This is a genomic window from Pseudomonas sp. 30_B (genome assembly GCF_017491605.1).
Lineage (GTDB): Bacteria > Pseudomonadota > Gammaproteobacteria > Pseudomonadales > Pseudomonadaceae > Pseudomonas.
This window is the reverse complement of the sequence record NZ_JAFGYY010000466.1, coordinates 1-246: the sequence shown is the minus strand read 5'-3', so window position 1 is coordinate 246 and position 246 is coordinate 1. Positions and strand designations below refer to the sequence as shown.

Here is a 246-nt window from a genome sequence, read left to right as displayed (position 1 = left end):
ACGAGAAGAACTCCAACTACGAAGGCGCCTTCCGGGTGCCGGCGATGATCCGCTGGCCGGGACATATCGAAGCGGGCCAGGTGTCCAACGAGATGTTCTCGGGGCTGGACTGGTTCCCCACCCTGCTGGCGGCCGTCGGCGATACCGACATCAAGGATCGCCTGCTCAAGGGCACTGATGTCGGCGGCAAGAACTTCAAGGTGCACCTGGACGGCTACAACCAGCTGGACTACCTGACCGGCAAGT

The 246-nt window shown here is 62.2% G+C and carries 1 protein-coding gene; it reads left to right on the top strand.

Features of this window, described 5'->3' with window-relative positions; translation table 11 throughout:
• On the top strand, positions 1-246 hold a 246-nt coding region (locus tag J5M67_RS29120), incomplete at both ends, for a sulfatase/phosphatase domain-containing protein (RefSeq protein WP_207888749.1).